Source organism: Mesorhizobium escarrei, from assembly GCF_935825525.1.
Classification (GTDB): Bacteria; Pseudomonadota; Alphaproteobacteria; order Rhizobiales; family Rhizobiaceae; genus Mesorhizobium; species Mesorhizobium escarrei.
Genome location: NZ_CAKXZT010000157.1, coordinates 96,752 through 121,646 on the forward strand (window position 1 = coordinate 96,752; position 24,895 = coordinate 121,646).

The window sequence follows — 24,895 nt, forward strand, 5'->3', positions numbered from 1 at the left end:
GGCATATCGTTCTCGTTAGAACGATTGCCGCGAGCCAGCTATTCGAGCTTTCCGAAGATTTCGTCGAGCTTCTCTTTGACGTCGCTCTTGTTGTCGAAAGTAAAGAAGGAGTCATTGCCTTTCGACCCCTTGGCATTTTCCTCGGTCTCAGTGTCATCGTTGACTATCATACGATAGCCGCCTTTTTCCGACTTCACCATTGTAATCGTTACATCCTTCATTCTGCATCCTCCTCTTCGATGTCGGAGACTGGGCAGACATGCGGCTGGTGACGAGCGGATTAAAGTCACTGAGCCGCCTATCCGAAGCCGCGACTCGTCCTACACCGACACCTGTGCCTACTGCAGTTCAATTGGATCTTCAGACCACCAGAGGTACCCTTTACTACTGCTATTGGTGTCTTTCCAATAAACAAGAGCTATTCCCACTGCTGGTCCCGGCAGGAATGTTCCCCGGTTGTAGAGTCGGACGTTCGCAATCCAGTGGCCCGCCACCGCAAAAGCGCCGCTGCCTTTCGATCCGTGGTAGGTCTGGGCGCTGCCCGTGCTCGACTGGACAATCCAAGCGTCGACCCATCTCGGCGTTGGGTCGGTCGGGTTGCCAGGAAGGCCAGTAAGATCCAACGGCCCTGTTGAAAAGTCCACGCGTCCACTAGTTATATTCTGTACGGGGTCCCAATTGCCTCCTGCCATGATATCCCTCCAATCGCTGCCGGCGGCTCCCGGATTCAATGGGCGGCAGCAGATCTCACCGCTCGCTAACTATGTCTCATCTTGTCCAACTCGCCTAGTAAAATCATCGCGCCTGAGATGACGGCCGAGCAGCTCTTCCATGGGAAGAGCCATCTCGACGTTCTTGCGGACAAGACGCGTGCGTGCGAACTGCTGGGGTCGGGCGATGACACGCGCGACTTCGCTAGCGGCTTCTTCAAATCGCGTGGCGAACAGTTTGTTGTTCTGCTGAAGAGGCTTCCAGCCAAGAAGTTCATTTTGGGCGAGCCAATGAAGCCTGCGACAAAACGGTTGACGGGCTTCGTCGTGGAGCAACTGCAAAACCCGCCTGCCGGGCACGAACGAGCAGATCGTAGGCCTCCGGATCGATCTTTCTGCGGTTTCACGCAGGGCTTCTTCTCCGGCGGTTAGCTTCACCTTGAGAGCATCGACGATCGTGCGGTTCACCTCATCCTGAACCGCAAAGACGCCTCCCCTCTACTAGCAGCGACGTGCAAGCCGGCCGGAAGCGCGTGGTTGTGTTACCCTGGTGTTACCCGGGGCAGATCAGTGCGTTGCTGATTGAACGGGACTCTCCTGAAACCGTTATGACTCAGGGACATCGTGTTCCTGAGAATGCTCCTCGTTTGAGATAACGGCTGCCTTCGAGGGCAGAAGTCAGGGTTTTCGTGCATGGCCCGCGCGGTATGCAACCGCTTGGGCTAGCTCTGCTGTGTGCAGTTATTAAAGGATTCTTCGCATACGCAGTCACATGATGCCATTCCTGGCAACGTCATGGCAACACAACTGTATATTTCATGTATGTTTCATGCGTACTCAGCACTGTTTGTTAGGTGGTAAGGAATGCGTCTTGAAAACGCGCGACACGAGGTGTTTGCCCAAGCGCTTAGTAAGGGTAAGCTCCATCGGACAGGAGGGTCAGATAGCGAACAAGTCTCGAGTCCCTAGCAAAACACCGCGCGCTGCAAAACCAAAGGATGTTCAGGCCTTTACGGTGAACGGCATCGAGAGTCCGCAGCCGTTTCTCGCGGCTCAGCTCTCGGACTCAGCCACTCCGTCCGGCGCCGCGAGAAAGGCCGCGATGTCGCCCGAGGAAGTGTCGGCGCGCGTCCGCGAGTTCAACCTGAGTCCGACGGTCAGCGAAGCGCAACTGTATGCCGCGGTGAACCGCATCAGCGACGCGGCGGTCCCGATCGCCAAGTTGCCGGAAGACATCCGCGAGACCATCGCCACCCTCAAGCCGGCAATGCGCAGCTTCCACGGTGCGAAGATGTCGCTTGCCTGGTTCCCGCTTCTGCCACTTGCCTCGCCGTGTGCGGACAAATTCGGTTATATGTCGTCCTGGCTGACGAGGGCGGCGACGCGGTTGCAATTTACGCCGGCGAACCGGACGCTCCTCGATACACTGGGCGACTTGATGGCCGACCCCGGGCGCGAGTCATCGCCGGATTCGGTCAATCCGGCAGGCTTCACATACGTCGGGCAGTTCGTGGATCACGACATCACGCGCGACGTTTCTTCGCGCCTCGATGCCGCGACCGACGCCGAGACCATTCACAATATGCGGACGCCGGCGCTGGACCTCGATTCGCTGTACGGAGACGGGCCAGCGTTGCAGCCATTCCTCTACGCCTTTCCCTCGTCGGGTCCCCCGACAGCAATCAGATTTGAACTCGGCACAAACCGCAACGCCGGACCCGGCGGCCCGGCCGGCAACATAGGCCATGAAAGCGGCATGCAAGTGCAAACGGACTTCGACGTGCCACGTGTCCACAACCCGCTGAATCCCGCAGGGTCCTCCAATACGGCGATCATCGGCGATCCCCGTAACGATGAGAACCTCATCGTTACGCAGTTCCATCACGCAATGCTTCGGTTTCACAACCAGGTCGTCGATCTGCTCGTCGCCGCGAACTTCGCCGGCGATATCTTCACCGAAGCCAAGCGGCTCGTGACACATCACTATCAGGTGGCTGTAGTTTACGACTTCCTGACGCGGATTTGCGGCAGCGCGACGGTGACCAATGCAATCAACACTGTGAGCGCGCCGATCAACAGCCCGTTCCGCATGCCCGTCGAGTTTGCCGTGGCCGCCTACCGATTCGGCCACAGTATGGTCCGTGACAATTATTGGGTGAGCTTCCGATTCCAGAACGCCACCATGGCGCAAGTGTTTAAGTTTGCGCGAAATCCGAACTTGCCGGTGCTGTCAAGTTGGGTCGTGGACTTCAACGCGTTCTTCGACACGGGGGTACCCGTGCCGATGAACAATAAGGCCCGCCGCATCGACAGCGTGCTCGCGTCCGAACTCGAGAACCTGCCCAGCTTTACCGGGATCATGAAGGTCCTCGCACGTCGCAACCTGCAGCGCGGACTAGCGCTCGGCTTGCCGAGCGGTCAGGGCATGGCGAAGCACTTCCGAGTTCAACCAATGACATCGGCGCAGCTCACGCAAGGTCTACCGGCCAACGAAATCGCCGCGTTGAACGCGGGCGGCCAAGTGCTGCTAAAGAAGACCCCGCTCTGGTACTATGTCCTGCGCGAGGCCGCAGTGCTTGGCGGCGGCGACCGCCTCGGACCAGTCGGCGGCCGCATCGTTGCCCGGACATTCGTCCGTATGCTGAAGCGGGACGGCAACTCGTTCCTGAATGTGAATGGCGGATTCACGCCAATCCTGCCGTCGAAGGTGTCAGGGACGTTTACGTTCGCCGACTTGCTTATCTTTGCAGGCGTCACGCAGCCTTGAAAAGCTCACGCTTGTACGGACCAATGGCAGGCTAAAGGTCCGCTGCAATTTCTACCGCCTCTGGCCAAGGCCCTGCGGCGCTCGGAATGAAACCGCCGCGCAGCAGGGTGCAATCTCAGTTCTTGACCGTGTCTTCCAGGAAGAAGCGGCCGAGCGGATTCTGATAGAAGTTCTCGATGTTCTTGCGCGTTACATTGATGAAGGGGCTGTAGTAGAGGTCGATCCAGTGCACGTCGGCCTTGGCCGTCTTCTGCAATTCCATGTACATGGCCTCGCGCTTGGCCGGGTCCATCTCGACGCGGGCATCGGCAACAAGCTTCTTGACCGTCTCGTTCTGATAGCGCGTCATGTAGTTCATGTTGGAATCGTGGCCCAGCACGAAGGTAGTTTTCTGGTCCGGGTCGATGACGTCGTAGGTCCAGTACATGACCGAGAGGTCGTAATCGCCCTCGACCAGCTTGTCCCAACTCTGGCTCGGGTCGACCTTCTGCAGGTTCGCCGTCACGCCGGCCTTGGCAAGCTGCTGCTGCAACAGGACCGCGATCTGCTCGTCGACCTCGTTGCCGGCGTTCACGACATAGTTCAGCTTCAGGTCGGCGGCGCCGGCATCTGCCAACATCTGTTTGGCCTTCTCCGGATCATAAGGACGCTGAAGCGCCTTGTCGTCGTGATAAAGGGCGCCCTTGGGGATATAGGAGTTAGCGATTTCGCCCAGGCCGAAGGTTACCGTGTCGACGATCGCCTGCTTGTCGATCGCCATATCGAGGGCCTTGCGCACTTCCTTCTTGGCTAGCAGGCCATGCTCGTGATTGATGAGCAGGTGATCTTCGCGCGTCGAAGCATCCTGCGTGACCACCAGCTCCGGATCCTTCTTCAGTTCGGCCACGCGGGAGAACGGCACGAAGAGCGCGGCGTCCAGCTGTCCCGCCTGCACGTTCAGCATGCGCGTATTGTCGTCTGGCACCGAGATCCACTCCACGCCGTCCAGCTTGACGCGATTGGCCTCCCAGAAATTGGGGTTCCTCTCAAGGATGACCCGATCGCCGCGGCGCCACTCCTTGAGCTTGAAAGCGCCCGAAGCGATCGGGTTCTCGGCATAGGCTTCGGCCCCCATGGATTCGAGTCCCTTCTTGGACAGGATCGAAGCGCCTGGCATGGCAAGCGAGGCCAGGAACGGCGCCGACAGCGTCTTCAGTTTCACCACCAGCGTACGCGTGTCCTCACCTTGGGTCGCGGTATCGATCACTTGGTAGGAATCGCTCCAAAGAGAGCCTCCATCATCGCGGATGCGCAGCAGGCTGTGGGCTGCGTCTTCGCCGGTGATGGGCGAGCCGTCCGAGAACTTGGCATCACGGAGCTTGAAAGTGTAGGTCGTTCCGTCCGGGGAGACCGACCAGCTTTCCGCAAGTCCCGGTTCCAGCAACTTGCCGGACTTGTCGACGCGGATCAGCACATCGTAGACGTTGGAAAACACCCAGAAATCAATGTTCTGGGCGGTCTTGATCGGATCGAAGGTTGTCGAGTCCTCGCGCCGGCCAATGGTCAGCACACCCGCCGCCTCTGCGATGCTCGTTCCAATCGACAGGCCGGCCATCATGGCCACCAAGCCTACTTTCATCCATTTGTTCTTCATTGCTTTTTCCCCTTTTGTGTCTCTGGCTTTGACTGTTTGCCGCTATGCAATTTCCCGAGCCGCTTGCGGCAGAAGTGGCTTGTCCGGATCGATATCGGGAATGGCTCGTATCAGTGCTTGTGTGTAGGGATCTGCAGGATGCTCGAAAACCTGCGCCGAACCTCCCTGCTCGACGATGTGCCCCCCACGCATGACGACGACCCGGTCGCAAAGATTACGCACGATGGCGAGATCGTGCGCTATGAACAGCAAGGTAAGGTTCATCTTGCGCTTTAAGACTCGGAACAGGTCAAGGATCTGCGCCTGGATGGTGACGTCGAGCGCTGCAGTGCTTTCATCAGCGATGATCAGGCGGGGCTCCACCGCGAGCGCGCGGGCGATGCCGGCTCGCTGGCATTGACCGCCACTCATGCTGCGAGGGCGTCGCCCGGCAAATTCGTGGCCAAGATCGACAAGGTCGAGGAGTTCGCAGACACGCGTGGGAATTTGATCGGGCGGGGTTCGGGCCTGTACCTTCAACACCTCGGCCAGCATCTGGCCAATGGCGAGGCGCGGGTTCAGCGCATTGTATGGATCCTGGAACACCATCGCGGCTTCACGGCGAAGCCGTGTGAGAAACGCAACGCGGTCATGACGTAGGCTGGTTCCGTCGAAGGTGACGTTGCCAGACGCAATCGGTGTCAGTCCCAGGACCGCCCGCGCCAGGGTGCTCTTGCCGCTGCCAGATTCACCGACGATCCCGACTGTCTCTCCGGGCATGATCTTCAGAGACACATCCGCTACCGCATGGACGGCGCCCGATCGGCCGCCGAACAGGTTGCCGGCACCGGCGAAGCGGACATTGACCTCCTCCACCTCAAGCAAAGGCTTGTCCGTTGCCGCTGCCTTCGACGGGGGTGTCGCCGTCATCTCTCCTGCCGAAATCGGCATGGAGGGATGGCTACCGATGAGCGCCTTCGTATAGGAATGAGCAGGCGAGCGGAGCAGATCGCGCTTTTTCCCTTGCTCGACAATCCTGCCCTCGCGCATGACGGCGATCCGGTCGCAGGTCTGCGCAACAATCCCCAGATCATGGGTAATCAGGATGATCGACAGACCGCGTTCGCTGCGTATGTCCAGCAACAATTGCAGGATCTGCGCCTGAATGGTGACATCGAGCGCGGTCGTCGGTTCGTCGGCGACGAGGATTTCCGGATTGCACGAGAGGGCAACACCAATCATCGCCCGCTGGCGCATGCCGCCGGAAAACTCATGCGCATAGGAGTCGAGTTGTCGTTCCGGCTCGGTAAAACCGACCTGGCGCGCGATCGCCAATGCCTCCCTGCGCGCGGCGCCGCCATCCAGCTTCTGGTGATAGCGTATTCCTTCGATCAGTTGGTCGCCGATGGTCATCACCGGATCCAGATGGCTGGTGGGGTTCTGGAAGATCATCCCGACCCTGCCGCCGCGAACGCCCAGCATCTCAGCCTCGGTTGCCTTGGCCAGGTCGCGATCGCCAAGCATGATGCGGCCCTCTGTGATGCGTATGTTTTCGGAAGGCAGCAGGCGGACCAGCGCACGGCAGAACAGGCTTTTACCCGAGCCGCTTTCGCCGACCAGCCCAAGCACTTCGCCCTTGCCGAGATCGAGCGAAACATTGTCGAGCAGCATGCGCGGCTCGCGACCCGGCAGGTGCAGCCCGACGGCAAGATCGCTGACCCTAAGCACGGAAGCGCTCATTCTTTTACCCCCAGAGCATCGCCGAGCGCGTCGCCGAACAGGCTGAAGCCGAAGGCGAGCATCACGATGGAGAGGCCAGGAAACAGAGTGATCCACCAGGCGGTGGTGATGAAGGGCTGGCCCTCCGCGACCATGATGCCCCATTCCGCGATCGGTGGCTGGACACCGAGCCCCAGATAGCTGATCGCCGCGCCGTTGAGCAGGACGAGCACCGCATCCGACATGGAGAACACCACCGATCCGGCGATCGCATTTGGCAACAGATGCCGGAACATAATGCGCGACCGGCTGAACCCGAGGCTGACTGCCGCGATAGCGTAATCGCTGTTCTTTAGCACCAGAACGTGCGCCCGGATCAGCCGCGCATAAGAAACCCAGCCGACCAGCGCCATGGCGATGTAGAAACTACCGAGACCCGGCCCGAGTATGGCGATGATCGACAGCACCAGAACCAGGAAGGGGAATGCGAGGATAACATCTATGAGCCGCATCAACAGCGCATCCACGATGCCGCCGAAGAACCCCGCCACAGTGCCGACCAGTGTTCCGATCACGAAGGGAAAGATGACCCCCAGGAGCGCAATCTGGAGGTCTATTCGTGCGCCCCAAATGACCCGCGAAAAAACGTCGCGGCCGAAATTGTCGGTTCCAAACGGATGTGCCCAAGACGGATTTTGCAGCCGGAACTCAATATCCTGCGCGATGGGATCGTAGGGCGAAATATAGGGCGCTAACAGGGCTGCCACTACGAAGACGGTCAGGATTGTCGCGCCAATCACTAGGGCCGGTTGCCGGCCAAGCCGCCACCGCCAGCCCATCCGCCCCACGGCCAAAGCCCGCACGCTCACAGCTTCACCCGCGGATCGGCGGCAACGGTCACGATGTCGGCGATGAGGTTGATAAGCACCGTGGCGCAGGCCAGCATCATCGCCACGCCCTGCACCACCATGTAGTCGCGCGAGAAGATCGCCCGTACAAGCAATTGCCCGATGCCGGGAATGGCGAATACGCTTTCGATGACCACCGTCCCGCCGATCAACCAGCCTATGTTTATGGCGAGCAGGTTGATTGTCGGCACCATCGAGTTGGGAACAACATGGCGCCAGAATACCACGCGTTCGGGCATGCCGCGCGCGCGCGCGGCGGTGGCGACGTCGGAGCGCAGGCCTTCCACCATCGCCGCCCGCAAGCTGCGCGTCAGCACCGTCGAAAGCGAGAGCGCAATGGTCACGCTCGGTAGGACCAGATGGGCGATCTTCTCTCCCAACGTCTCGCCATATCCGGAAACGGGGAACATGCCGAGCGTGACGCTAAACAGGATGATCAGCATCAGCCCTAGCCAGAACGGCGGGAAACCGATGCCCGCCGTCGAGATGATGCGCACCGCGTGATCCGCGAACCGGCCATGGTTGCGGGCGGCTAGGGCAGCCATAGGCACCGCAATCAGCACGGAAAGCGTTACGCTCGCCAGCACCAGCACCAGCGTCGGCTCGATGCGCGTTATGATAAGCTTGAGCACGTCGATCTTGTAGAGGATCGACTTGCCCATCTCGCCGCTCAGCAGGTTTTTCACGAAGTAGAAATATTGCAACCACATGGGTTCATCGAGGCCGTACTGGCGGCGAATGTTGGCAATGGCGGTCGGCGTGGCGCGAGCGCCGAGCAGAACGCGGGCGGGGTCGCCCGGAATGAGCCGGACCAGGACAAAGGTAACGACGCTGATGCCGAACAGGACCGGAAGAAGCTGGATCGGGCGATAGAGGACAAACTTGTACCGATGCATGTCTCACCGTTCCAATGTTCAGTGTTCAGTGCTTCATGTCTTCGCCCCGTGACGCGACAGGAAGTCGATCAGCACGCGGTAGTAGTCGTCAGGGTTCTCATAGAAGGGCAGGTGGCTGGATTTGCGCATCATGCTCACTTCCGCTTTGGGGATGGCAATGTTCGCACCCTTGCCGAAGCTGTAAGCCCTGATCCTATGGCCATCGACACGGATGTCGACCTGATCGTCGGGGCTGATATCACGCCACATGCTTTATCCCCGTTTCATGAAAGACGCAGTGTATCCGCCGACGGTCCGCCACCCTCGGCAGTTTATTCCTAAGCCATCCTTTCGCCAACTATAAGGTTCGAGGTCATCTCGTCAGAGACAAAGGAGACTGGCAACAGGCATGCTCGACCGGATTGAAACGATGAGGCACCACACGGCATGAGACCCTCGACAGACGCATTGATCACGCCTTTGAAGCCGTGAAGAACTTCGGCTTCGGCGCCATGACCCGGTGCAACTGCTGGCCGCACGCACCTCGGTGCCCTTCTTCTGGAACTACGAACTCCGAAACACGCATCAGCCATTTTCCTGACGTCGGAAGCCTAACCGGTGGCTATCTGCTCGACCATGACATGCCGGCCGGCGCGACGGTCCCGATCCATATGCCGCATGGCGGCTACGCCACCGTGACGGGGACGCTGGCGCCCGGCGCCACCGCGCGAGACCATGCAAAACATCGCCCATTTCGGCCTGCTGGCGCAGGTCTTCCACGAGGTCGCGTACCAAGCTTATGCGGCTACGGTGCAGGATCTGGCGTCGGTCCACCTCACCGCGCGGGAAGGCAGTGTCTCGGCAACTGTGCAAACGGCTACTCGGCGAAGGAAATCTCGCGTCTCGTTGGTCGTTCGGCCCAACGGTCGTGCTTCACTTGAGCACGGCGGCGAAAAAGCTGGGTGCCCGAAACCGCACCCAGGCGGCAGCCATGGCGGTCCGCCTTGGCCTACTGGGCGAGCCCCGGGCCGCTAGCGACTACGCGATGGTCGCCAAGACGAGAAGTTGACTTCCGGCGCCCGGTATCGACTATACCGCTCCGTCTCAGGCAACAGCATCGGGAGTCCCGCGGTGGCGAGCAAGGTCCACCTTTCATCCCTGAAGCGGTCGCTCGACGCCCTGCCTGAAAGGTTCAAGGGTCCGGGCGGCGTCGTGGGCGTAGTGGCCGACGGCGAGGTGCTGGCCCGGCAGGCATGGGGATATGCCGACCTGGCGAGCGGCCAAGCAATGACGACGGCCACCCGGCTGCCGATCTGCTCGATCAGCAAGCAGTTCACGTGCGGTGTGCTTCTGGATCTTGTGGGCGATCCTGCTCGCTTCGACGACCGTGTGGGGGAGTTCCTGCCGCGCCTCGAGGGCCGGTTGCCGCGTGTGGCGGACTTCTGCAACATGCAATCGGGCCTGCGGGACTACTGGGCGCTGACCGTCGTGCATGGCGCGCAGCCCGAAGGCGTCTTCGGCCGCGACGACGCCAAGCCGCTACTCGCCCGCATGCGTACCACCCACTTCGAGCCCCGCAGCAGCTATTCCTATTCCAACAGCAATTTCCGCATCCTGTCCGACCTGCTGGAAGATTTCGCGGGCCGTTCGCTGGGTGAGCTTTACGCCGACCGGTTGTTTGGACCTGCGGGCATGGAAACCGCGCTTCTGACTGCCGACACCAGCAAGCCTGTGGATGACGTGATTGGCTACGAAGGCACCGACCAGGTCGGCTTCTTTCCCGCCACGAATCGCATCTTCTGGACCGGCGATGCCGGCATCTCGGCTTCGCTGGACGACATGCTGGCGTGGGAGCGCCATATCGATGACACCCGCGACGAGGATGATGGCCTCTATCGGCGTCTGTCGCTGCCGCAGACGTTCAGCGACGGCGCACCTGCGCGCTATGGCTATGGCCTTGCGCACGAGACGGTGGACGGCGTCGCCGTGACGGGGCACGGGGGTGCCTTGCGCGGCTTCCGCCTGCAGCGCATGCATGCGGCGTCGAAGCGGTTGTCGGTGGTCGTCCTGCTCAACCATGAAGCCGATGCCCATGGGGCGGCGCGCATGGTGCTCCGCGCGGTCCTTGGTCATGACGAGATCCCGGCCTCCGACCACCCAGCCGATCCGACCTGGAACGGCCACTATCTGGACAAGACGAACGGCCTTCTGCTCAGCGTAAAGATGGATGGCGCAATGCTCGATGCACACTATGCCACCGCGTCCGACCGACTGCGTCTCAACTCCAAGAACAGTGCCGAGGCGCCCTCGATGACGTTGACGCGTGATGGCGACGCCGTCCGGTTGAACCGCGCAGGTGAAAATCTCAGCGCCCATGCGGTCCGCGTCACTGGGGAGGCCAGCCCGGGGCTTGAAGGAAAATACTACTCCAGCGAACTGGACGCTTGGCTGGAGATCGACAGGGCCGGCACCGCGCTGTTTGGCCGCTTCGAAGGCCTGTTGGGTCGCGGCCCCATGCACACGATCTACCCGGTGGGGCGGGATGTCTTCGTCCTGTCTTGCCAGCGTTCGATGGACGCTCCCGCGCCTGGCGACTGGACCATCCAGATCGTACAGGACCCTGCAGAAGGCATTCGCGGCCTCGTCGTCGGCTGCTGGCTAGCCAGGAACATCGCCTACAGGAAGGTCCACTGAAGGTCTCTTAATGGCGTTTTTAAAAGATCCGACCGATTGTCGTCGCGCAAGCGACATGGATGATCGGACCGTCCGCCAAGCGACGACCCATCGGGGCGGCGGAATGCCTTCAGGAAGCTGAACATTCGAGCGTACTCAGCACTCCCCGGAGCCGGAGACGGAGGCTGACTTCTACGACCGGGAGGAGGCGTAAACCCGACCTCAGACTACGCTAGCCGGAATGTCCGCTTCAGGGGAAAGCAAAGTTTGCCTCGACGGCCGAGATTAGGGCGCAAGCGGACAGGTTCCACGAAGTGCCAGTGCGCAGTTAATCGCCCACACCACTCAAGGTATCAGCACGACCTTGCCGGTCGAGCGGCGCTCCTCCAGCAGGCGATGCGCTTCGTTGGCCTGGTCAAGCGGGTAGCGGCCGCCTTGCGTCACGGCAAGTTGGCCGCCGGCGGCCAGGTGGAAAAGCTGCGACATGCTGGCCCTGAGGCCGTCGGTGGAGAGCAGCGGAAGCAGGGCAAAACCTCGCAGGGACTGGTTTCGGGTGATCATCGCTTCCAGGTCCGCAGCGCTGATCGCGTATCTGCCCAGCGCTGCAAAAACCAGCTCTCCGCCAGGCGCGAGAGCCTGCAGCGATGCCGCCGTCATCGATCCGCCGACAATGTCGTAGATGATATCGACGCCGGCGCCGCCAGCCGCCTCCCGCACACGCGCGGGCCAATCCGACGTGCTGTGGTCGACCGCGGCATCGGCGCCAAGCGACTGGGCAAGGTCGAGCTTGGCCCTGCTGCCGGCGACCGCGACCACGGTGCTGGCGGCCTGACGTTTGGCGAGCTGGACCAGCAACGAGCCGACACCGCCCGCGGCTGCAGTGACCAGCACCGACTTGCCGGTTGGCGGGCTTTGCCGCAGCAGATGAAAGGCCGTCAGTCCCTGCACCATCAAGGCCGTCGCGTCTTCGAATGAGAGCGCGTCGGGCAAAGGCACGGCCAGCGATGCGTCGATCGTCACATAGTCGGCATAGCCGCCAAACGGGCGCTTCGAAGCGAACAGCGGCGCCGCGACGGGCGTCCCGGTCAGCGAGATGTCGACCCCGTGACCAAGCGCCTCCACTGTGCCGGCAGCCTCGACGCCGAGAACCATCGGCAATTGCGGCGTCACCGCGTAGCAATCCCCGCGCATCAACACCTCGAAGAAATTCACGCCGGCCGCATGAACGCGGATCAGCACCTCGCCTGCTTGCGGCTCCGGCTTCGGCATCTCGACGACGTCGAGGACCTCGGGACCGCCGAAACGGTTCAGCTGAATGGCTCTCATGGCATGCACCCATCGCTATGGCATCGGCTGCTGTTTGCCACTATCTGCCTGATCGCGACTACACACTCATTTGTCCCCTGCTGACCAGGAGGTGACCATGGCAATGCCGACCAAAAGGGGGCCGACCAAATGGGGGCCGACCAACAGGGGGCCAACCAAGAGGCTGCCAACGAAAAGACTGCCTCTGCTGCCGGCGGAACGCGCGCTGAAAGTGATTTCGGGCCGATGGAAGGCTGTCATTCTCTACCATCTCTTCGACGGACCCCGGCGGCTGTCGGTGCTGAAGACGCTGGTGCCTGATATCACCCAGAAAGTGCTGATCCAGCAGCTTCGCGAAATGGAGGAACACGGCCTTGTCAGACGCGAGATCTTTGCCGAGATTCCCTCACGCGTCGAATATTCGGCGACGCGCCTCGGCCTCAGCCTCGAGCCTATCCTTCTGTCGCTCTGCGCGTGGGGCCAGCACCATGCGGATGAGTTGAACGAGATGGACCGCCTCGCCGATTGCGTCATCAGGCCTCGGCAGGCGCGGCAGCCAGCCGTCGCCTGAATCAAAAAAAGGGCGACGCAAGCGCCGCCCCCGGAATCCTTCTAGGCATGAATCCTTGGGAGGATTGTTCTGGTCTGCGGTCAGGCCGCCTTGACTTCCTCGGCCACCGCGTCGGCCTGGCGCGCCGCCTTCAGCACTTTGGCCCACCATGCAACGTCGTTGACCAGCGCGGTCGCCGCCTGGTTCAGGTGCTCGAGCTCCTCGAGCTTCTTTTCACCTTGTCGGACAGCGAGGAAGTCAGCCCACGCAATATGGACGGCGGACTTGACCGGCGCCATCTGCAGCTCGACGGCATGCAATCTGAGCTGCTCGACGGCACGCGCGCCGCCGACGCTGCCATAGCCGACGAAACCGGCCGGCTTCTTGTTCCATTCATTGGCGGCGTAGTCGATCGCGTTCTTCAGCACGGCCGTCGGGCCATGGTTGTATTCGGCGGCGGTGAAGATGAAGCCATCGAACTCGGCGACCTTCTTCTGCCAGCGCTTTGCCACTTCATTCTGCGACGGCGCCCAGGCGGACGAAGCGACCTCGTCGAAAAACGGCAGCGGGAAGTCGCGCAGGTCGACCACTTCCACGTCGATGTCGGCATGCGACTTGGCGATCTTGGCGATCCACTGCGTCGGAACGTCGGCGAAGCGTGCGGCGCGGGTCGAACCGACGACAATGGCGATTTTGGGCTTGGACATAGAGGGGCTCTCCTTCAGGCGAATTTCTGGTATCGTTTAGATACCTGAGCTATATGAGTGACTGCGCCGACGAGGCGCAAGGAGGCACCTTTTTGATACCAAGGCACCCGCACCGCACCGAGGACTGCCGCGCCATCTCGGAAATCCTGCAGCGCGTCGGCGACAAGTGGACCGTCCTGGTCGTCGGCAAGCTCGGTGACGGGCCGCTGCGCTTCAACGAATTGCGCAGCGCCGTCGGCGGCATTTCGCAGAAGATGCTGACCACCACGTTGCGCGGGCTGGAGCGCGACGGCTTCGTCACCCGCACCGTGTTTCCGACCATTCCGCCGCGCGTCGATTATGAGCTGACCGACCTCGGCTACGAGCTGCTCGTTCCGGTCGGTGCGCTCGGCGAATGGGCGCGCAAGAACACCGAGCGGGTCAAGGCCGCGCGCGAAAGATTCGATGAGATACATGCCTGAAACTCTTGCGCTGCAAGGGTTTGCGCACGGGGCGTAGCGCAGACGAATTCTACGGCTGCATCTGCATTCCGGCCCCCAGACGGCTTTCGATCCGCTTGGTTTCGGCGCCGGATTGACCACTTTGCCGTGGATGGCACGGCCCCTCGTGGATGGCACGGCGCCCTTTTTTCGCAATCGCTCACGCTCATGGCGTGGCAGGGTGTTGCAACACCAATTCCGCACCTGTCACTTGCCACGTGAGGGTATGGTTTTGTAGGCGCAACTGGCTGCGGCCTCGTCTCGTTTGGACCTCGGTACAGGCTGTTGCGGCCAACAGGCAGAACGAGGCTGCAGCGCGCCTGCCAACCGGTCGTTCAGCAATCGTTGACGCATTGTCTTTCCCCAAGCCCTGCCGAACATGGTCATGCGAAGCATCGCCCTTGGCAAGCGGTTCGACTTTAAGCTGACTACATCCAGCCGGTCAGGTTTCCGCCGGAACCGCCTTCGGCTGGCCTTCGCCGTCCAGCGCCACCATGACAAAATCGGCGTGGGTGACCTTCTCCATCAAATCGGAGAGGTAGCGCTGCGCCCATGCCTCGACCTTGAGCGTCATCGAGGTGCGGCCGACGCGTTCGACATGCGTATAGATGCACAGCGTGTCGCCGATCTTCATCGCTTTTGCGAACGACATTTCCTTCACCGCTGCCGTCACCACGCGGCCCTTGGCCCGTTCGGCGGCGCGGATACCGCAGGCAAGGTCCATCTGCGCCATCACCCAACCGCCAAAAATGTCGCCCGCGGCATTGGCGTCCGAAGGCATGGCCAGCGTCCTGAGCGTCAGATCGCCAATCGGCCGCCCGTCCGCGTAATGCACCATGCGCCAAATCTCCTTGAGATCGATTGTCTCCCGATCCCGTATCGGGATGGCACCGATGCGTCAACGCGCACTGCCAAGTGCTAAACTGCGCACAGTGAGTTGAGAAGGACAGCTGACATGATACTTACCTCTCGCCCTCTGACATCAGATCTATGGCCAGCGCTCGAGGAGTTGTTCGGTGAGAGCGCCGTCTGCAGTCGCTGTTGGTGTATGTACGGGCGTATCGGCAGTTCTTATCGAAAGCGACCAGGCGAGGAAAACAAGGCTGCGTTCCGGCAAGCCGTCGAGCATGGTCCGCCTCCAGGCGTACTCGCTTTCGACGGCGACAGTGCTGTCGGGTGGTGCCAGGTGACGCCGCGAAATGCCGTGCCCTGGCTCGATCGGCTGTGGCAGCTGAAGCGGGTGGATGACGCGCCGGTCTGGTCCCTGTCCTGCCTCTACGTGCGAAAAGCATACCGCCGGCAAGGCGTCACATCCCACCTGATCGCAGCGGCGCTGGAAGCTGCAAGGCGCGCAAACGCCCCTGCGCTTGAAGCCTATCCTTTTGATGCCGACGTATCGCCGAGCGCTTCCGGCAGCGGGTACGCTTCCACCTTCGCTCGCGCCGGGTTCAGGGTCGTCGCTCGCCGGGTGCCCGCCCGCGTTATGATTTCAAGCAAGATGCTGATGATGGCGTATGATGCTCCGACGCTTATTGATGAGGCAAAGGCCGCTTAGGGCAGGACGCCAAATGCAAACCAAGTGCCGGTCGCTTTTTTCACAGGCGATGCCGGAAGCTCCGGTGATCGCGGCGGCTCGCGGCGTTAGGTTGGGTTAAAGTTCGGAGCCGGCCGCAGCCATCATGCAGACCTATGATTTCATCGTCGTTGGCTCCGGCTCGGCCGGCTCAGTTGTGGCCGAAAGACTTTCGGCCTCGGGCCGCTTTTCGGTGCTGGTGCTTGAGGCCGGCGGCACCGACCGGCGTTTTTACGTCCAGATGCCGCTCGGCTACGGCAAGACCTTCTTCGACCCGGCGGTCAACTGGAACTACAAGACCGAGCCGGACCCCGGCCTCGCCGGCAATGTCGACCACTGGCCGCGCGGCAAGCTGCTCGGCGGCTCGAGCTCGATCAACGCCATGGTCTGGATCAGGGGCGCGCGCGAGGATTTCGACGCTTGGGCAGCGGCCGGCAATGCCGGCTGGGGCTTCGACGACCTGCTGCCCGTTTTCAAGGCGCTGGAGGACAATCAGGCCGGCGCTGACCAATGGCGTGGGGTTGGCGGTCCGCTGCACATCACCGACTGCTCGACCTCGGTCCATCCGCTGACCAAGCGCTATCTGGCGGCGGCCAGTCAGGCCGGGCTGCCGTTCAACCCGGATTTCAACGGCGCCTCCCAGGAAGGCGTCGGCATCTATCAGATCACCACCAAAAACGGCCGCCGCATGTCGGCTGCCCGTGCCTTCCTGCGCCCGGCGATGAAGCGAAACAATGTCCGCGTCGAAATCAATGCGCTGGCGACCAGGATCCTGTTCGACGGCAAGCGCGCCGTTGGCATCGAGTACCTGCAGAACGGTGAGACGAAAAACGCCCACGCCGGCCGCGAGGTCATCCTGTCCGGCGGCTCGGTCAATTCGCCCCAGTTGCTGCAGCTTTCCGGGGTCGGCCCGTCGGCCCTGCTCGGCGCTCTCGGCATTGCCGTCGTCCATGCCAACAAAAATGTCGGGGCAAACCTGCAGGACCATGTCGGCATCAACTACACTTTCAGGGGCAAGCTGCCGACGCTCAACCAGATCCTGCGTCCGTGGTGGGGCAAGCTCATGGTCGGCATGCAATACATGCTGATGCGCTCCGGCCCGCTGTCGCTGTCGATGAACAACGCCGGCGGCTTCTTCCGCACCGACCCGGCGACGGCACGGCCCAACATGCAGCTCTATTTCCAGGCGTTCTCGACCGTCATTCCGAAGAGCGGCGAGCGCCCGATCCTGACGCCCGACCCTTGGCCGGGCTTTTCCATCGGCCTGTCCAATTGCCGTCCATCGAGCCGTGGCGAGATCATGATCCGCACCGCCAATCCGCGCGATTACCCGAAGATCGTCGCCAACGCCTTTTCGACCGAGGCTGATGTCGCCGAGATGCTGGCGGCAGTGAAGTTCATCCGGAAGATCGCCGCCATGCCGACGATGGCCGACATCATAGAGGAAGAGGTCTTGCCGGGCCCGTCAATCACCTCCGACGCGGATCTCATTCAGGATTTCAGAAAGCGCTCGGGCACCGTCTACCACCCGGTCTCGACCTGCCGCATGGGGCCGGACGCTACCGCCGCCGTCGTCGACCCGCGCCTGCGGGTTCACGGCCTCGCCGGCTTGCGCGTCATCGACGCCTCGATCTTTCCCGACAACATCACCGGCAACACCAACGCCGCCTCGATCATGACCGGATGGAAGGGCGCCGAACTGGTTCTGGAGGATCAAAAATGAAAATCACCGACGTAAAAACCTGGGTTGTCGGCAATCCGCCGCCCGGCATCGGCGGCAAGTATTTCATCTTCGTCAAGCTCACCACCGACGGCGGCGTCGTCGGCTATGGCGAGGCCTACAACGCCACCTTCTCCGCCCACGTCACCGCGAGAATGATCGAGGACATGGCCGAACGCTATCTCGTCGGCCGCGATCCGCACGACATAGAAAACTTCTTCCGCCGCGCCTATTCGTCGGGCTTCACCCAGCGCCCCGACGTGTCCGGCATGGGCTGTTTTTCGGCGCTCGAAATCGGCTGCTGGGACATCATCGGCAAGGAGGCAGGCAGGCCGGTCTACAAGCTGCTCGGCGGGCAGGTTAACGAAACGCTGCGTTCCTATACCTACCTCTATCCGCACAGCGGCAGCGTCCATTCGGAAGACGCCCGCGGCAACAACGTCTACAACGACCCCGACCTGGCGGCCGAATGCGCGCTCGAATATGTCGAGCAGGGTTTTAGTGCCGTCAAGCTCGATCCGGCCGGCCCCTACACCGCCTTTGACGGCCACCAGCCGCGTCTCGTCGACATCGATCTCTCCGCCCGCATGGTCAAGGCGATCCGCGCGGCGGTCGGCACAAGGGCTGACATCCTGTTCGGCACGCATGGCCAGTTCACCGCATCGGGCGCGCTGCGCATGGCCCGCGCCATCGAACCTTACGACCCGCTGTGGTTCGAGGAGCCGGTTCCGCCCGATATGCCCGAAGTGATGGCGCAGGTGGCGCGCGGCACGTCGATCCCGATCGCCACCGGCGAACGGCTCACGACCAAGTTCGAATTCGCCCGCGTCATCGAGAACCGCGCCGCAACCATTCTGCAGCCCGACCTTGGCCGCTCCGGCGGCATTCTCGAAACCAAGAAGATCGCCGCGATGGCGGAGGCCTATCACATCCAGATCGCCCCGCACTGCTATTGCGGGCCGATCGTCGGTGCAGCCAACATCCAGCTTGCCGTGACCTTGCCCAACTTCCTCATCCTGGAATCGCTGAAGCAGTGGGACGGTTTTCACGAGAAGCTGCTGAAGAAGAAGATCGAATGGCAGGACGGCAACGTCGTTCCGTCGAAGGAGCCGGGCCTTGGCGTCGAGCTCGACGAAGCCGTCTGCGAGGCGCATCCCTGGACCGGCACGGACCTGCATTTGCAGATGATGCAGACGCCGTTGGTGCCGTGAGCGCGCGCGAGAGAGCCACGCGTTCATCGGTCACCGGGTTCACAGCCAAGCTCAAGCTCTGCCGTCAGGTAATTGTCTCGCGATTCCAGCATATTGGCCTGATCGCCGGAATCACGATCGAAGCGACCGGAACCAAAGTCTGAACACCTTGATTCAATACCTCAGCGTCAGCGCGCCGGGCAGGATCTCGAAGGTCGCCGGTATGCGCCCCGGCGACTCGCCGTCTATGTCGACCAGCGCGTCGTTCTTTTGCACACCGCCGAGCGGTTCGACAACGACTTTCCTGCCGCGCAAAATGGTGATCGCCGGATGGTTGCGATGCCGGCCGCCATAGAGCAGACGGATATCCCAGATCAGCTTCAGCTTGCCCGACGCGCGCAGGATGACGATGTCGAACTGCCCGTCGTCCAGTTCGGCATCCGGCGCGATCATCATGCCGGCGCCGAAGAATCTTCCGTTGGCCACCGCCACCAGCGCGACGCGCGCCTCGATCGGGACGCCGTCGTCGACAGTGATCACGACGTCCTGGAACCGGTAGCGCATGAATTCCCACACGGTGCGCCAGTAGAACAGCGCCTTGGCCGACACCTTGCCCTTGCGCTTGTCGGCGTTGACCGCGCGGTCGGTGGCGCCCGAAAGACCGAGGCTGGCGATGTTGATGAAATGGCGGCTGGCCAGCGCGCCATGGTCGTCGACATAGGAGATGCGGCCGGCATCGACCTTGCGGGCCGTGGCACCGGCGATGCGCTTCAGCGTCAGGTCGACCTCGCCAGACAGGCCGAGCCCGCGGGCGAAATCGATACCGGCGCCGCAAGGCAGCAGGCCGAGCTCGGCCGTCCAGCCGCTTTCTGCAAACGCCTGCAGCAGCCCGTCGGCGACTTCGCTGGCGGTGCCGTCGCCGCCCGCCGCGATCACGAGGTCGAAGCCGCTGGCGGCAAGGACCAGCGCCAGGCGTTCGGCGTCGCCGGTCGCCTGCGTCTCGCGCAGCTCGAAATCGCCGAAATGTTTCCTGAGCGAAGCGCTGACCTCGGGCCAATGCCGCTTGAGCCAGCCGCCGCCGGCAATCGGATTGAGAACCACCCCGACCTTCAAGAATGTCCTCCCCAGGACAGCAACGACACTGCTGTCCTAAAATCCTTCGCCGGCATTGAAGCCCGCGGCGCAGTGTGGGGCAAGGGCAGAATGTGTGATCCTGCGGCTCGGCGCAGATTGGGCGTGTGCCGCCCCGCATCCCGTCAAAAAACGCTCCGATGCAGGCCCTGGTCCCCGATAATCCCGCTATCCACAGGCTCGCAGCCGTTTCGCCAAACGCTTATCTCCCGTACATTAAACCCATCTCAGGCGGCTACCGATTGCCAAGTCGAAAGGCAAAGCGAAACGGCGGATTTCCTGAGGCCCGTACGGCCCCGAACAAAAGCAGGCTTGCCTGTTTTGAGGACCGAGACCTACGGGGCCGCGGAAAGCGTGCGAACGCCTACGGCGGACCGATGCTGCCATGAAGGACGGCAAAACCTTCGATGGCGCGCTGGCCGAAGCTCGCAAGGGTGGAGACTGGCGAGGTCCAGAACGGACGCTGCCCGCAGGCGGTGGCTGGCAGGACCGTCAACATCAAGGCCGGCATGGCGCGACGTCTTTACGGAAGTTGCTGCCGCGACCGTGTCCTGATCTGACAGGGAGGCGCTGGGAGAAATCCCGGCGCCGACTGTCTTTTGGGCTGCTCTCGCGATCTGACCGCCCGCTTGGCGCGCATCGATCGGAGAGACCTTTCAGCCACAGGCAGCGACCGTTAGATATTCCGTGGCGTATACCGGTCACGCTCATTTCACAATCGCAGCCAAATCCCGCCATGTTCCACGGCGATGACGATGCTTGAGCGTCGCGCGTCATTCTCGGCCACGCGCGAGGCCCTCGGCAGTATCTTGCAAGCAACTCGAAGGGACAAGCCCGTGATCAAGACCGCCCTTGTTGCCATGACCATCGTCGGCTGCGACTGCGATGCCAGGCTCTGCGAGTATATCGGCGAGACGCCGGCCAAGTGGTCGACCATCGCCGATTGCGAAGCGGCCATGAAAAGCCAGATGTTGCACGCGCGCAATTTCAACTATCCGCTGATCTCCGGCATATGTCGCACGACGCAAACGTCGTCGTCGCAGCTTGGCGCGACGGCCTCAATGCCCGAATTGACGACGGCAGTGCAGACCGCCACCGACCCGCTCCCCTCGGAATTGAGCCATCGGCCGAGTGTTGCTGTCGGATCGCAGGCAACGGCGACGGAAACAGAAGCTGCCACACCGGTTGCCTATGACTCTGTGGTCGATGGCGGACACTCGGTGCTGTATCGCACAAAGAACGGTTACGCCGTCGTCAAGACCGACCTTGGCCGCGCCGCATCCGCGACCATCGGCATGGCCAAGCGGTCGGCGAACTGGCTGGCGGCCAAGATGCCCAGCGGCTAACCCGCTGCCGCGTCCGTTGCGCCGATCTTGCGCACCAGCGCCGCCGTCGCCAGCAGCGCGCCGATGTCTGATATCATCGGCGCGACATGCTTGGCGTAGTCGAGCGGCACCGAGATATCAGGCAGCTCGAAAAAATCCTTCGTCTGCGGCAGGAGTAAAAAGCCGTCGCTGCCATTGAGCGCGACCCGCGCCGGATCGTCAGGCCATGTCTCCTTGAGCCATGTCAGTGCCTGCGCCAGCCGGCCGCTCACCAGCGGCTGCGCCGCCTCGACATTGTCGGTGCGGAAGTCGTAGGCGGCATCGAGTTCGGGCACCCCGCATGACAATTCCTGCATCCTGCTGGCGAACATGCCGCGGAAGAACCCGACGGCCTTGTCAGTCCGGCGGGCGGCCACCAATATGCCGGGGAACGGCACGATGGTCTCGAAGGCGACGACGACGCCCTTGAATGCTATCGTACCGCTCTTGCCCGTACCTTGCCGGAGATCCGCCTCGTAAAGCTCGAACGGAAATCCCTCGTAGCGGCCGGATACGATGTCGTCGAAGCGCTTGGTGCTGAACGTGCCGATCGTCTCGCGCGGCAGCCGGTCGAACGAATTCGGCGTCACCTCATGCTGGTAGCGCATATCCCTGATGAAACCGAAGATGATCGGCAGCAGTGTCTTGCGGTGCTGCAACGTGCTGGTCGGCTTGATCGCCTGGAAGTAGAGCAGGATCGCCGCCACCAACCCGACGACATAGAGCAACACATGCGGTGTCGAGAACCATTGCTCGTATGGATCGGCGATCCTGTTGAAAAGCCAGGCGACAAGCGCCACGAACACCAGCACCAGACCGACGAACAGCGGCACCCGCCAGCGGACTTGCCGGTAGGCCGAAGCCCTTTCGGCCTCATAGGCCGCGAGATTGCTCTTGATGCCGGCGATGTCAGCTTCATCAGGCATGAAATCCGCTGCTGTCATCGCCATCCCACCGTCGAAAGACCGAACACCCAGCTCGGACAATAGCCGATTTTGCGGAAAGTCGCGCGACCACAGCACTTGGGATGGTGGTGAGCCCACACGATTTATCCGAGCCGCCAGTCGATTGTGCCATCAATTCCTGTTACCAAAAACCGCAACGAAACGGTCCGTAACGTTTTGCCTAAATGCGCCCTCCAGCGCCTCAATGGGAACCAGCCGCTCATGGTCGCCGGCGCGCAGCCGCATGAAGGGATGCAGCCGGTAGGCGGCAACGGCGCCACGCGTGCCGGCGTCGGCACTGATATCGACGCTCAGGATGCCCGCGATGCGGCCGGGCCATGGCTGGCGCGCAAAAGCGGTGCCGAGGAAATCGCCGAGCCCATAGGCGACGAGCGCCTTGCCGATCCGCTCCACCGGCTGCACGACATGGGCATGATGGCCAGCGACCAGCCCGACGCCCTGCGTGGCCAAATGCCGCGCCAGCGCCCGCGTTTCGGCCTGTGGGAAATGCCGGAATTCCCAATCCCAATGTGGCACGGCGCAGGTCAGGTCGACGGCGTGGCGGCGCGGCCATCGTGCCGGCTCGCCTTGCATCGACACACGGCCGGCGAAAGCAGCCGCGCCGGCGTTGCGCCACAGCGTGAAGGCGGCAAAGCCTATTGTCAGCGGCCCGACAGCAAGGCGTTCGACCGGACCGGCGACGGCGGTACCGATGCTGCGGATGCCAAGCCGTTCTAGCGCTGCCACGGTCTCATCGAAGCCCTCGACGCCTTGGTCGAGCACGTGGTTGTTGGCGAGCGACAGCACCAGTTTATCGCGCGAGATGCCGACGGCGGCCAACGTCTCGGCAAGGAACCGCTCGGTCATGGCATGATGGGTGCCAAGCTTCGTGCCCATCGCCGCGCTCGGTCGCTCCACCACCGGGCTTTCGCAATTGCCGACCACCAGATCGGCGGAGCCGAGCAGCGTGGCGATCGCCGGGTCGCATTGCGGGGCGCTGCGATTGGCCACCGCCGAGATATCGCCGACAAAGGCGAGCCGCACCGTCCGCGCCGGTGGCGGCTCGATCATCGTTCCTGCCGCCGGCGCAAAGCCTTGTCGATCGCCGCTGAGCGAAGGCTTCAAGAAGCGTGGCAGCCAGGACAATTTGTAGGAAAGCGGATAGTTCGACACGCGCAGCCTGCACCGGGGATGAACGGCCACGGTAGACGATGCGCCCGATATAGCGAAGCGCCTCCGTTCGAATCGTGCAGCCAGATGCCCGCAGTAGGCGCAACACACAAGATGCGTATATGGTGCCGCCGAACGGCATACCGGAGGACCAAGATGACGCGATTTTCGAGCCTGCTGGCATCCGCCCTTGCTCTGCTGCTGCCGGTTGCTTCTGCCGGTGCCGCTGTCGCCCAACCGGCCGCCCTGTTCGAGGCAAAAACCGTGGCCAACCGCGACAGCACGCTTGCTGCGCTGGAAGCCGCGGCGCCCACTGATCCTGCGTCCGCCTACGCCGCCGGTGCCGGCCAATTCTTCACCGCGCTGGAGATCCTGGCCGGCGGTCTGCACCGCCACGGCTTCGAAAGCCCGCAATCCCTGGTGCTGCCGCTGATGCGGCTGCCGGTGCCGGACAATCCAAATCCCGAGCCACTGACCTACAACGGCTTCCGCGCCATCCTGGTCGCCTTCCGCGATCGGCTGGAAAAGTCCGCCGCCACGCTTGGATCCGTGCCTGCCGATGCCGACATCGGCATCGAGGTCGACCTCACCCGTCTCGGCATTGACCTCAACGAGGACGGCCAGATCGCGCCGGACGAAAGTACCGCCGCGATCATGGCGTCCCTGTCACGCGGCGGCGGTGCGCCAGACCCGGCCGCACCCGCCCTCACCTTCCGCTTCGACCGCGCCGACGGCTATTGGCTGCAGGGCTATGCCGAATTCCTGATGGCGCAGGCGGATTTCTGGCTGGCGCATGACTTCAGCAACGCCTTCGACGGTTCGTTCCACATGCTGTTCCCGCGCGCCAAACTGCCGCTGCAGGACACGCTCGTGCCGCCGGACGGCGGCCTGAGCGGCGGCATGTTGTCGTCCGAGTGGCGCATCGCCGACTTCATCTCGCTGGTTCATCTGGTCAATTGGCCGGTGATCGAACCGGAGCGCCGCCAGGCGGCGCGCCGCCATCTCATGGAAATGATCCGGCTGTCCCGCGAAGACTGGAAGGCGATCCGCGCCGAGACCGACAACGACCGCGAATGGCTGCCCGGCCCGCAACAGAAAGGCGCCAGCCCGCTCACCGGCCTGGAAGTCGGCGAGGAGCAGGTCCAGGCCTGGCACGCCGCGCTTGAGATGGCCGAGGACCTGCTCGAAGGCCGCATCTTGCTGCCGCATTTCCGCTTCGCCGACAAAGGCATCAACATGAAGCGCTTCTTCGACGAGCCAAAGCCCTTCGACCTGGTGCTGTCGATCACCGGCCCGGCCATCGCGCCCTATCTCGAGAGCGGAAAGCTCCTCACCAGCGAGGAGTTCGACCAGATCCGGCGCCAGTTCGGCGGCGCCGGGTTTTTGACCTTTGCGCTGTGGTTCAACTGAGGGCGCGTTCGACATCGCTCCTGACACCCTTGTGTCAGCAGCTTGGTTTCGTCTCGCACCGCGCGCCACTCCGCTCTTTCCATTTTGG

Annotated in this window: 24 protein-coding genes; 11 read left to right on the forward strand and 13 right to left on the reverse strand. The window is 62.3% G+C overall.

Going from position 1 to position 24,895, the window contains the following annotated elements; all coding sequences use genetic code 11:
* Nucleotides 1-38: 38 nt before the first annotated feature.
* Nucleotides 39-221, reverse strand: coding sequence for a hypothetical protein (locus NMG80_RS28845; protein WP_254021247.1), 183 nt, complete (start codon nucleotides 219-221; stop codon nucleotides 39-41).
* Between the two features lie 540 nt (nucleotides 222-761).
* Nucleotides 762-1,178 carry a hypothetical protein gene (locus NMG80_RS28850; protein ID WP_254021248.1) on the reverse strand — a complete coding sequence of 139 codons (417 nt, stop codon included), beginning with the start codon at nucleotides 1,176-1,178 and terminating at the stop codon, nucleotides 762-764.
* A gap of 547 nt (nucleotides 1,179-1,725) precedes the next feature.
* Here NMG80_RS28850 and NMG80_RS28855 point away from each other — a divergent pair.
* The gene (locus NMG80_RS28855; RefSeq protein WP_254021249.1) at nucleotides 1,726-3,477 is read left to right on the forward strand and encodes a peroxidase family protein; all 1,752 of its coding nucleotides are present in this window, start codon (nucleotides 1,726-1,728) and stop codon (nucleotides 3,475-3,477) included.
* Nucleotides 3,478-3,592: 115 nt separating this feature from the next.
* Here the strand turns inward: NMG80_RS28855 and NMG80_RS28860 are convergent, their stop codons facing one another.
* Genes NMG80_RS28860 through NMG80_RS28880 form a run of 5 tightly spaced genes read right to left on the reverse strand, consistent with a single transcriptional unit; the run spans nucleotide 3,593 to nucleotide 8,861 of the window.
* Nucleotides 3,593-5,110 (reverse strand): ABC transporter substrate-binding protein, encoded by a 1,518-nt coding sequence (locus tag NMG80_RS28860; protein WP_254021250.1) that lies wholly within the window; start codon nucleotides 5,108-5,110, stop codon nucleotides 3,593-3,595.
* A gap of 42 nt (nucleotides 5,111-5,152) precedes the next feature.
* Nucleotides 5,153-6,829: a dipeptide ABC transporter ATP-binding protein gene (locus tag NMG80_RS28865; protein WP_254021251.1), complete on the reverse strand. Its 1,677-nt coding sequence runs from the start codon at nucleotides 6,827-6,829 to the stop codon at nucleotides 5,153-5,155.
* Entirely contained in the window at nucleotides 6,826-7,647 is an 822-nt protein-coding gene (locus tag NMG80_RS28870) for an ABC transporter permease (protein WP_436798712.1), read from the reverse strand. Before NMG80_RS28870 ends, NMG80_RS28865 begins: the two co-directional genes overlap by 4 nt.
* A gap of 26 nt (nucleotides 7,648-7,673) precedes the next feature.
* Nucleotides 7,674-8,612 carry an ABC transporter permease gene (locus NMG80_RS28875; protein ID WP_254021253.1) on the reverse strand — a complete coding sequence of 313 codons (939 nt, stop codon included), beginning with the start codon at nucleotides 8,610-8,612 and terminating at the stop codon, nucleotides 7,674-7,676.
* Nucleotides 8,613-8,645: 33 nt separating this feature from the next.
* A complete protein-coding gene (locus NMG80_RS28880) occupies nucleotides 8,646-8,861 on the reverse strand; it encodes an alpha/beta fold hydrolase (RefSeq protein ID WP_254021254.1) in 216 nt (71 codons plus the stop codon).
* Between the two features lie 250 nt (nucleotides 8,862-9,111).
* Here NMG80_RS28880 and NMG80_RS38020 point away from each other — a divergent pair, with 250 nt between their 5' ends.
* Nucleotides 9,112-9,192: a hypothetical protein gene (locus NMG80_RS38020; protein WP_436798713.1), complete on the forward strand. Its 81-nt coding sequence runs from the start codon at nucleotides 9,112-9,114 to the stop codon at nucleotides 9,190-9,192.
* Between the two features lie 530 nt (nucleotides 9,193-9,722).
* Complete coding sequence (locus NMG80_RS28890) at nucleotides 9,723-11,285, forward strand: D-aminopeptidase (protein WP_254021255.1); 1,563 nt, start codon at nucleotides 9,723-9,725, stop codon at nucleotides 11,283-11,285.
* Nucleotides 11,286-11,609: 324 nt separating this feature from the next.
* On the opposite strand, the gene NMG80_RS28895 is transcribed toward NMG80_RS28890, so the two are convergent.
* Nucleotides 11,610-12,590: a quinone oxidoreductase family protein gene (locus tag NMG80_RS28895; RefSeq protein WP_254021256.1), complete on the reverse strand. Its 981-nt coding sequence runs from the start codon at nucleotides 12,588-12,590 to the stop codon at nucleotides 11,610-11,612.
* Nucleotides 12,591-12,687: 97 nt separating this feature from the next.
* Between NMG80_RS28895 and NMG80_RS28900 the strand changes: the two genes are divergently transcribed.
* Nucleotides 12,688-13,140 carry a winged helix-turn-helix transcriptional regulator gene (locus tag NMG80_RS28900; protein ID WP_436798709.1) on the forward strand — a complete coding sequence of 151 codons (453 nt, stop codon included), beginning with the start codon at nucleotides 12,688-12,690 and terminating at the stop codon, nucleotides 13,138-13,140.
* A gap of 80 nt (nucleotides 13,141-13,220) precedes the next feature.
* Here the strand turns inward: NMG80_RS28900 and NMG80_RS28905 are convergent, their stop codons facing one another.
* Nucleotides 13,221-13,826, reverse strand: coding sequence for an NADPH-dependent FMN reductase (locus tag NMG80_RS28905; protein WP_254021257.1), 606 nt, complete (start codon nucleotides 13,824-13,826; stop codon nucleotides 13,221-13,223).
* 92 nt (nucleotides 13,827-13,918) lie between these two features.
* Here NMG80_RS28905 and NMG80_RS28910 point away from each other — a divergent pair, with 92 nt between their 5' ends.
* On the forward strand, nucleotides 13,919-14,287 hold the full coding sequence (locus NMG80_RS28910) for a winged helix-turn-helix transcriptional regulator (protein ID WP_254021305.1): 369 nt from the start codon (nucleotides 13,919-13,921) through the stop codon (nucleotides 14,285-14,287).
* 460 nt (nucleotides 14,288-14,747) lie between these two features.
* Here the strand turns inward: NMG80_RS28910 and NMG80_RS28915 are convergent, their stop codons facing one another.
* Complete coding sequence (locus tag NMG80_RS28915; protein WP_254021258.1) at nucleotides 14,748-15,143, reverse strand: acyl-CoA thioesterase; 396 nt, start codon at nucleotides 15,141-15,143, stop codon at nucleotides 14,748-14,750.
* 210 nt (nucleotides 15,144-15,353) lie between these two features.
* Between NMG80_RS28915 and NMG80_RS28920 the strand changes: the two genes are divergently transcribed.
* From NMG80_RS28920 to NMG80_RS28930, 3 genes are all read left to right on the forward strand, one after another.
* Nucleotides 15,354-15,860, forward strand: a complete 507-nt coding sequence (locus NMG80_RS28920; protein ID WP_254021306.1) for a GNAT family N-acetyltransferase — start codon at nucleotides 15,354-15,356, stop codon at nucleotides 15,858-15,860.
* 124 nt (nucleotides 15,861-15,984) lie between these two features.
* Nucleotides 15,985-17,601 (forward strand): GMC family oxidoreductase, encoded by a 1,617-nt coding sequence (locus NMG80_RS28925; protein ID WP_254021259.1) that lies wholly within the window; start codon nucleotides 15,985-15,987, stop codon nucleotides 17,599-17,601.
* Nucleotides 17,598-18,809, forward strand: a complete 1,212-nt coding sequence (locus NMG80_RS28930; protein ID WP_254021260.1) for a mandelate racemase/muconate lactonizing enzyme family protein — start codon at nucleotides 17,598-17,600, stop codon at nucleotides 18,807-18,809. The genes NMG80_RS28925 and NMG80_RS28930 overlap by 4 nt, the downstream gene beginning before the upstream one ends.
* Before the next feature lie 153 nt (nucleotides 18,810-18,962).
* Here NMG80_RS28930 and NMG80_RS28935 read toward each other — a convergent pair whose 3' ends face one another.
* Nucleotides 18,963-19,901 carry a diacylglycerol/lipid kinase family protein gene (locus NMG80_RS28935; RefSeq protein WP_254021261.1) on the reverse strand — a complete coding sequence of 313 codons (939 nt, stop codon included), beginning with the start codon at nucleotides 19,899-19,901 and terminating at the stop codon, nucleotides 18,963-18,965.
* Nucleotides 19,902-20,326: 425 nt separating this feature from the next.
* On the opposite strand from NMG80_RS28935, the gene NMG80_RS28940 reads away from it, so the two are divergent.
* Together NMG80_RS28940 and NMG80_RS28945 are read left to right on the forward strand one after the other, a co-directional pair.
* Nucleotides 20,327-20,479, forward strand: coding sequence for a hypothetical protein (locus tag NMG80_RS28940; protein WP_254021262.1), 153 nt, complete (start codon nucleotides 20,327-20,329; stop codon nucleotides 20,477-20,479).
* A gap of 276 nt (nucleotides 20,480-20,755) precedes the next feature.
* The gene (locus tag NMG80_RS28945; RefSeq protein ID WP_254021263.1) at nucleotides 20,756-21,265 is read left to right on the forward strand and encodes a hypothetical protein; all 510 of its coding nucleotides are present in this window, start codon (nucleotides 20,756-20,758) and stop codon (nucleotides 21,263-21,265) included.
* Here the strand turns inward: NMG80_RS28945 and NMG80_RS28950 are convergent.
* Complete coding sequence (locus NMG80_RS28950) at nucleotides 21,262-22,227, reverse strand: hypothetical protein (protein WP_254021264.1); 966 nt, start codon at nucleotides 22,225-22,227, stop codon at nucleotides 21,262-21,264. The genes NMG80_RS28945 and NMG80_RS28950 overlap by 4 nt on opposite strands.
* Nucleotides 22,228-22,359: 132 nt before the next feature.
* Nucleotides 22,360-23,400, reverse strand: a complete 1,041-nt coding sequence (locus NMG80_RS28955) for a CapA family protein (RefSeq protein ID WP_254021265.1) — start codon at nucleotides 23,398-23,400, stop codon at nucleotides 22,360-22,362.
* A 153-nt stretch (nucleotides 23,401-23,553) separates the two neighbouring features.
* Between NMG80_RS28955 and NMG80_RS28960 the strand changes: the two genes are divergently transcribed.
* The gene (locus NMG80_RS28960; protein ID WP_254021266.1) at nucleotides 23,554-24,807 is read left to right on the forward strand and encodes a hypothetical protein; all 1,254 of its coding nucleotides are present in this window, start codon (nucleotides 23,554-23,556) and stop codon (nucleotides 24,805-24,807) included.
* Nucleotides 24,808-24,895: the final 88 nt, after the last annotated feature.